Genomic DNA, 8,824 nt, shown 5'->3' with positions numbered 1-8,824 from the left:
CAGCAAAACTGTAATGCCAAGGAATATTATTTTTATTATATTTTTCATAATTCAGTTTTTTTATTTTTAGAAAGAAATATTTACACCAGTTGAAAACACTCTAGACAACGGATAAGTTTGTGCGTTACCAAAACCAGATTGAGAAGCTTCTGGATCGATGAACATCATGTCGGTTATAGTAAAAAGATTTTCACCTGTAACAAATAGTCTTATTTTATCAATTTTGTATTTGTCAGTAATGTATTTTGGAATGGTATAACCAACCTGTACACTTTTTAATCTAGTATAAGCCCCGTTTTGCAAATAACGATCCACTGTGTAACGGTAGTTTCTATTATTGTTTCCTGGGTTAGCAGAATATGGTTTAGCATAATAAGAATCAGTATTAGCGCCAAGTGGACTTGTAGTGCCTTCTGCTCTGTAATAATCTAAATGTTCTTCGAAAACCATGGCATGAAGCGGCCCTTGTGCAGGCCCTAAAAAGACACCTTGGCTTTGCATATTAACATCTCTTTTACCAATCCCTTGTATGAACATATTAAAGTCTAAATTTTTATAGTTTAAACCAATGGTTGCAGAATATTGGTATCTAGGCGTTGTATTTCCTATTACTGTAAAATCTCCCGAGTCTCCTAAGGTGTTTGTACCATTATCAATTTTATTGTCACCGTTAATATCTTTATATTTGGTATCACCTGCTGTCCAGGTATTACCAGAAATTGCAGACTGATTAATGCCTCTTTCTGCATATTCGGTATTACTTTGGAACCAACCTTCCCATTGTAGTCCCCATATCTCTCCTAAATCTCTTCCGGCATAATAACTAGATAATAAATTAGCGTCGTTCGGGTAAGAAACAATGCTTCTTTTGTAATCCGATAATACTGCTTTAATGTTGTAGCTAAAATTATCACTTAATTTTTGTCTCCAAGTCGCTTCAAACTCCCAACCTTGAACTCTAGAAGTTCCAACGTTTGTTAAAGGCGCATTTGCACCTAGTACCGCAGGTAAATCTTGTCCTTGACCAGCCATACCTTCTATATCGGTTCTATACCAATCAAATGCCATCGTTAATTTGTTGTTGAAAGCATTAATGTCAACTCCGAAATCGGTTGTTTTAACAGTTTCCCATGTCAAGTTTTCACTTGATAAGGCAGGGGTAGAAGAAAAAAGTGCTCTATTGCCATCGAATAAATACTGTGTTCCGGGAGAATTAATTGAAACCGTTGAAATGTACAGGTAATTACTAACATTTTGGTTACCTAGTGTACCATAGGATCCACGAAGTTTAAAGGTGTTGATGTCCTTAATAGGCCAGAAATTTTCTTTAGCAACGTTGTAACCTACAGAATACGATGGGAATCCAGCCCATTGGTTTCCTGGTTCAAATCTAGAAGATCCATCTCTACGATAACTAAATTCGAATAGGTATTTTTCTTTATAATTATAATTAAATCTACTAAAAACACTTTCTGTACTCCAGTGAGAAATGTTTTCACCAACCGTTGGCGTATCATCCAATGATGCGTTTATAGATGTAACATTGTCTGTAATTAAATAGCTAACATTACCATTTAGAGCATAATATTCATAAGATTCATTTTGATAACCCGCAAGTACTTTAAAATTATGATCGCCTAACGATTTTGTATAGGTTGTAAATAAATTAGGAGAAAAATATTCGTTGGTAATCAACTGTGGTCTATAGGTTGTTTCTTCTTGCGATCTATAATAAGCCGTTTCTCCAAATGCATTTATGTAAGAAGTAGTTGCTGCTCTATATACTTGTTTGTTATTATTTCTTCTGTAGTTATACTGTAGGTTAATTAACCAGTCTTTAACAGGTTCAATAATAACACGAGGAAGTAAAGCAATTTGATTGTTTTCGTTCTCTTGACGTTCATTTCCCCAAATAGGGTATTGTGCTTGTATAAGTGGGTTGCCATTAGGATCTACAGTAGGTAGCGTAGGCTTAAGTTTAGATACTAAATCTAGGAAGCGATACGTTCCTGTAGTGCCAGAAGTTCTAGCATCCCAAGGATAATCATCTTCACTTTTTAAGAATTTTGTTAATAGTTCGAAGCTTAACCAATCATTAGCTTTTCCGCCTATTTTGGCATCTACAGTAAGTCTTTTGTAATCTTCGTCAGCATAATTTAATAAACCACCTTCATTATAAATACCTGTTGAAATATAGTAGTTTAGTTTTTGATCGCCTCCAGTGAAACTTAAATTATGTTTTTGGCTTTCCGCATAATCTTTAAAAAGAAAATCTTTCCAATTTGTAGAACCTGTTGTTCCAAGACCAAGAGATGATACTTCATATTCACCATCGTTATTGGCATCAAACATTGTAGGGGCACTTCCTGGATTCTCCATATTTTGTCTAATACGCTCTAATGCTGCAGCATCCCAATAAGCACTAGAATTAATATTGGCTCTAGCATCGTTCGTTACATAAGCGAATGTTAAAGCATCTACAGATTCAGGCCAGATGGTAGGTCGTGAAAACGCAAAAGCGTTGGAATAATTAACCTTCATTTTGCCATCTGAACTTTTACCACTTTTAGTAATGATAACGATGGCTCCAGCTGCTGCACGAGACCCATAAATGGATGCGGCTGCTGCATCTTTAAGTACCGAAACACTTTCGATATCATCCGGATTGATTTGGTCCAAAGACATTTCAATACCATCCACAAGTACTAAAGGGCCAGCATTTCCAATGGTTCCAGTACCAGCACTAGTTATAAAACCACGAATGTTAATGTCGGGAGTTGAACCAGGTCTACCACCATCAGAACTATTGGTAATTTGTAAATTGGAAATAGTACCTTGTAAAGATCTTGCGGTATTGGCAACAGGTCTGTTTTCAAAAGCTTCCGAACCAATTTGTGATACAGAAGCAGTTAAATTTACTTTTTTCTGCACACCATAACCAACTACCACAACTTCCTCTAAAGCTGCGATATCTTCTTCTAAAACAACCTTTAAGGTTGTTGAAGTACCTACAGCAATTTCTTTAGTCTTAAAGCCAACATAAGAAAATACTAGTATTGCATTCTTGTTTGATGGCGTTATACTGAAGCCACCATCAAAATCCGATTGAATACCTTTGGTCGTTCCTTTTTCTAAAATGTTAACCCCAGGTATCGGCTGACCATTGATATCGGTAATAGTTCCAGTTACTTGTTGTTGCAAATAAATAGTGGTGGTTTTTAAATCTAAATTTGTATTGAAGCCAAAAGCTACAGAAAAACTAGAAAAAATAAAAGCTCTCATAGTGAGAGTCAGGAATTTTTTTCTAAAACAAATTAGATTGTTGTTTTGTTTAAATTTCATAAAATTGCGAGTTTATTTGTTAATAATTGTAATTAAGAAAGGCATCACCTTTTTAATTTCTTTTTTTGACTGAATATTCAGAATACAATAGCTTGTTTTATATCATTTCTATCTAAATTTAATTAGTACAATTCATCTAAATTTTAATTACCTATAACATTTTTGTATTAATTTAAAGTTAAAAGTAGTTAGGTAATTTGTTTATTTTATTAATATTGTTCCTCACAAAGGGTTATTCTTTGTTGAACTAAACTGCAATGTTTTTATTCTCTATAGTTTTCTAAACCGCATGGGTTACTATTTCTTTACTTTTTGAAAACAATTAATTAAACTTAAATATTTCTTTTATTCAAAAATTAATAATTTCGACGAATAACTGTTACTCGTCGATAGAAAATTAGATTTTAGGGTGTTTTATATCATTAGGGAAAAATGAAAAAGTGATTCTTTTTTAGGTTTTAAAATGCATTCTTTTGTAATAACTTATTGAATTTGTGTGTTTAATCTGCATTGTTAGCTGTTTTTTTGTAAGATGAAATGTTAATTTGTAGCCCCTCCTTTTATGATGCCATTTTAGGCTGAAAATTTGCTTTTGGCCTGAAATTCTTTATGAAAAATGATGCTTTGAAAAATTGATTTTGAGCAAGTTTATATTCGGAATTTATAAAAGTTGCAGCGAACTTTAGTGCAAAGTGTTGATAACTTAGTTTCTTGTTGTTCTTAGATTTAGAACAAATAACTCATCTGTCCTTGGTCATTCGTTGTTGGTCGAAATTTTAACTGGTAAATAAACTATAAGTTTATTTTTATACTGGTTGTGCCATTTTAGAAATAGTCTCTAACAAGAAATAATAATAATGTGCTAATTTGAAAGCTTTATGGGTTTAAATATTCAATATAAAATCAATCTAAGGTGTTTGTTTTATAAGGTCTTAGTATTTATTAGTGTTGTTTGCGTTCTAATATCATGCGCGAGTAGAAATATTAAAAAAGGCGAGGTGGCCATTATTCCTTTGCCCACAGAACTAACAAAAGGGCAAGGGTATTTTATAATTAATAAACATACTAGCATTTCTGTAGAAAATATAGAACAATTAAATATTGCCTCTAATTTTTTTCAAAGGTTTAACCAGGTTTCCGGATGGGTTCCTGTAATAACTATGAATAATACCAATGCCAACATTGTTTTTATTTCAGAAAATACCCTTAAGGAAGAAGCCTATGAATTAGATGTCGCTCTAGATAAGATTACAATAAAATCGGCTTCTGGTTCTGGTTTTTTCTATGCGCTTCAAAGTCTTGGGCAACTATTACCACCTTTATTTTATGCTCAAAAAAAAGTTTCAATTCGTAATTGGGGCGTTCCGGTAACTACCATAAAAGATGAGCCAGCGTTTAAATGGCGTGGTTATATGTTGGATGTGTCTAGGCATTTTTTTGATAAAGCCCAGATAAAAGATGTTCTAGATTTTATGGCGGAAGTAAAATTAAATCGTTTTCATTGGCATTTATCAGACGATAATGGATGGCGAATAGAGATAAAAAAATATCCCAAATTAACAGAGGTCGGTGCATGGCGTGTAAACCATAATGCCACAGATGAAAATACATCGAATTGGTGGGGCAGGCCAACACAAAAAGAGGGAGATAAAGCAACCTACGGAGGCTTTTACACTCAAGAAGATATTAAAGAAATTGTTGCCTACGCTAAGGAGCGCTATATAGAAATTATCCCCGAAATTGATATGCCTGGACATTCCTTGGCTGCCATAGCAGCTTATCCCGAAATTTCCTGTGCTCAAGGTCCTTTTTTTGTAGGTACCGGTGGCGTAGTAAAGAATAATACTTATTGCCCAGGGAAAGAAATAACTTTTGAATTTGTGGAAAATGTTCTTGGCGAAGTTATGAACTTATTTCCCTTTGATTATATGCATATTGGCGGTGATGAGTGTAATAAAGAAGCATGGGAGGTGGACCCCGATTGCCAAAAGCGGATGCAAGAAGAAAACCTTGCCGATGTTCATGAATTACAAAGTTATTTTGTGAAACGTGTGGAAAGAATTGTTAATGCACACCATAAAAACATGATTGGTTGGGATGAAATTTTAGAAGGTGGTTTGGCGCCAAATGCCACTGTTATGTCTTGGCGAGGTGAAAAAGGAGGTATTGCGGCCGCAAGGCAAGGACACGATGTAATTATGACGCCTGCCAGATTTTGTTATCTGGATTTAAAACAAGGGGATGATGATTTAGAACCTAATTTAGGATATGCTTACACCTTTCTAAAAGACACCTATAATTATAAGATAATATCGGATAGTTTAACTACCGAACAAGGTAAACATGTATTGGGTGTTCAAGGTAATTTATGGACAGAATCCATAACCAACTGGGGGCAGTTAACGTATATGACCTTTCCTAGGTTGTATGCCGTAGCAGAAAATGGATGGACCAATCAAACTGCCAAAAATTGGAATGGTTTTACCGACAGACTACTTACTCAATTCAAACGATTGGATGAAAAAGGAGAGCGTTACGCAACTAGTGCTTACAATGTTAGAATAGATCATAAAGGCTATAAGGGAGGTTTTGTTGATGTTTCTCTTAAAACAGAGGTTGATGATTTGGATATTTATTATACGTTAGATGGTTCGCAACCAGCTACAACTTCCATGAAGTATAACCATCCATTTTCAATAAAAACCACAACAACTCTTAAGGCGACTTCTTTTAAAAACACTAAACAGGTAGGGATTATTTCTGAAAAACATTTCCCAATTCATAAAGGAGTGGGGCAAGAAGTTGTGTTTCATTCTCCAACCATTCATGATGAAAAAATGCGTTATGGTTTGGTGGATTTGAATTTTGGAAAACTAAGTAACGGCGACCGTAATTGGCAAATTTTTGATGACGATTTAGATGTGGATTTGGTTTTTGAAACGGCTACAGAGATGGAATCAGTAGAAATTACGAGTCTTCGTTTTACAAATTCAGGTTTTTATATTCCAGAAAATATAGAAATATATGGTGCTGCTGATGGGGTTTCTTTTGTGAAACTAGCAGATGTAAATCAACTAGAGAAAAGTCAAATTCAAGGAAGAAATAAAATAAAAACAATTCTCAATTTTGATAAAACGTTGTTAAAGGTCATCAAAATAAAAGCAAAACGTGTTAACCCAATTCCTCAAGGTCATCGAAGAGTGGGTGATGCTTCAAAAATATTAATAGACGAAATTGTCGTATTTTAAATGTAAATAAAACTGAAAAAAGAATGAAACAGATATTTTTATCCTTCGCATTATGTGTATTATTTGGCGCTTGTTCAACCAAGTATGCAACGGTAGTGAATTCAAGTGGCGATTATCAAATTATACCTAAACCAACCAGTTTAAAAATTAATACCGGAAGGTTTGTGTTTGATGTAAATACTAAAATTATTGCTAATTCAGCACTAACCAATGAAGCTGCTTATCTTTCAAATTTATTAAGTAATGTAAGTAGTAAAAAGGTCGTTTTTGAAAATGAAGGGGCTGCCAAAGGAAATATCTCACTTCAACTAGATCCTAGTATCACTAATAAGGAAGGTTATAAGTTAAGTGTTTCCCATAATGGTATAACTATTTCAGGAAAAACAGCTACAGGCGTATTTTATGGTATACAAACTTTAAGTCAGTTGTTGCCTTTGGATAATCCCGCTGTAGTAACTATTCCGGCAACTGAAATAGAAGATAGTCCGCGTTACGTATATCGAGGAATGCACTTGGACGTTGCGCGTCACTTTTTTCCAACCGTGTTTATTAAAAAATATATAGATATTCTTGCCATGCATAAAATGAATACGTTTCATTGGCACTTAACCGAAGATCAGGGTTGGCGAATAGAAATTAAAAAGTATCCAAAATTAACATCTATAGGTGCCTTTAGAAAAGAAACTATTGTGGGGCACGGAAATACTTGGGACAAAGAGGGTGTGCAATATGACGGGAAACCTTATGGTGGATTTTATACTCAAGAAGAGGTTAAAGATATTGTAGCGTATGCTGCAAAAAGGCATATAACCGTTATTCCTGAAATTGAATTGCCAGGGCATTCCTTAGCGGCCATTACAGCATATCCAGAATTGGGAAATACAGGAGATCAATATGAAGTCGGTACTAGATGGGGCGTTTTTCCAGAAATTTATGCACCAAGTGAAAAAACGTTTCAGTTTTTAGAAGATGTATTAACGGAAGTTATAGCACTATTTCCTAGTAAATTAATTCATATTGGCGGTGATGAAGCACCAAAAGTTCAATGGGAGCATAGTCAGTTTGCTCAAGATGTGATTAAGCGAGAAGGATTAAAAGATGAGCATGAGTTACAAAGTTATTTTATAAGACGTATTGAGAAGTTTTTAAATTCCAAAGGAAGAAATATTATTGGTTGGGATGAGATTTTAGAAGGTGGTTTGGCTCCAAATGCAACAGTAATGTCGTGGCGTGGTATAAAAGGAGGGATTGAAGCAGCAAAACAACACCATAATGTTATTATGACGCCAACACAATTTTGTTATTTCGATTTTTATCAAACTAAAGATAAAGCCAATGAGCCACTTGCGATAGGCGGGTTAACCACAGTAGAAGATGTTTACAGTTTTGAACCGACACCTAGCGAACTTACTGTAGAAGAAAGTAAATATATTTTAGGAGCGCAAGCCAATGTTTGGACAGAATACATTAAAACACCAGAACATGTAGAATATATGGTTTTACCAAGATTAACAGCCTTATCTGAGGTGGTTTGGTCTAGTAAAGAGGCCAGAGATTGGAACGATTTCCAAAAGCGTTTGAATCATATAACTAAAATGTATGATGCTAAAAATTTAAATTATGCGAAGCATAGTTTGTTAAACGAAGTGGAATAATTAGAGGTTTAGTTTTAACTAGAAGATTGTTGTGTGGCTAATAATATTAGTGAATGAATAGGTTGTAACATTTTCTAAGTTTTATTGTGGTTACATGTTATTCATGAAGTCTATGTTTTGCAAATTAATATTCGTTTGTTGAGTTAAATTCAAAAAAGAAGATTGCCCAAATAAAGATTATTTATAATAACCTTCAATGGGCAATCTATACAAACTAAACTCGCAATTTAGTTAGTGAATGGTAATTGGTTTTCTTTATTGGCTAAATGCCAATTTTAAATTGTGTATTACCAACCTGGGTTTTGTGGTAATAAATTTGGATTAAGAACTAATTCATCCGATGGTATTGGACTTAAATAAGCCTTACTTTCATCAAAATTGTAAACCCCATTAGCAGCAAAAGGTGTTAAATAACCATCGCTATCAAGGCTCACCTCCGATGCGCTTGTAGAAGAGTTAACAATCCCATCATAGAAATAGGCACCTGTTGGTGTTCCGCCATCAAATAAGTTATGTGCTCTCCAACGGTATAAATCATCTAATCTGAATCCTTCAGCCATTAATTCAACAGAACGTTCT

General features: G+C 34.3%; 4 protein-coding genes. 2 read left to right on the top strand and 2 right to left on the bottom strand.

Features of this window, described 5'->3' with window-relative positions; all coding sequences use genetic code 11:
• Nucleotides 1–66 precede the first annotated feature (66 nt).
• A complete protein-coding gene (locus ABYI63_RS16760) occupies nt 67–3,282 on the bottom strand; it encodes a SusC/RagA family TonB-linked outer membrane protein (protein ID WP_372758012.1) in 3,216 nt (1,071 codons plus the stop codon).
• Between the two features lie 1,058 nt (nt 3,283–4,340).
• Between ABYI63_RS16760 and ABYI63_RS16755 the strand changes: the two genes are divergently transcribed.
• Together ABYI63_RS16755 and ABYI63_RS16750 are read left to right on the top strand one after the other, a co-directional pair.
• On the top strand, nt 4,341–6,590 hold the full coding sequence (locus ABYI63_RS16755; RefSeq protein WP_372758011.1) for a beta-N-acetylhexosaminidase: 2,250 nt from the start codon (nt 4,341–4,343) through the stop codon (nt 6,588–6,590).
• A 23-nt stretch (nt 6,591–6,613) separates the two neighbouring features.
• A complete protein-coding gene (locus tag ABYI63_RS16750) occupies nt 6,614–8,245 on the top strand; it encodes a beta-N-acetylhexosaminidase (protein ID WP_372758010.1) in 1,632 nt (543 codons plus the stop codon).
• A 287-nt stretch (nt 8,246–8,532) separates the two neighbouring features.
• Here ABYI63_RS16750 and ABYI63_RS16745 read toward each other — a convergent pair.
• Nucleotides 8,533–8,824 (bottom strand): RagB/SusD family nutrient uptake outer membrane protein (locus ABYI63_RS16745; RefSeq protein WP_372755625.1); only part of this gene is annotated, 292 nt, incomplete at its 5' end.

It is taken from the genome of Mariniflexile sp. (assembly GCF_041583155.1).
Classification (GTDB): domain Bacteria; phylum Bacteroidota; class Bacteroidia; order Flavobacteriales; family Flavobacteriaceae; genus Mariniflexile.
The sequence above is the reverse complement of the archived record's forward strand: the minus strand, read 5'-3'. Positions and strand labels throughout refer to the sequence as shown.

Bases quoted from the DNA above. Each gene is read 5' to 3' on its own strand.
- ABYI63_RS16760 (WP_372758012.1), bottom strand. From the start codon at position 3,282: ATGAGAGCTTTTATTTTTTCTAGTTTTTCTGTAGCTTTTGGCTTCAAT.
- ABYI63_RS16750 (WP_372758010.1), top strand. From the start codon at position 6,614: ATGAAACAGATATTTTTATCCTTCGCATTATGTGTATTATTTGGCGCT.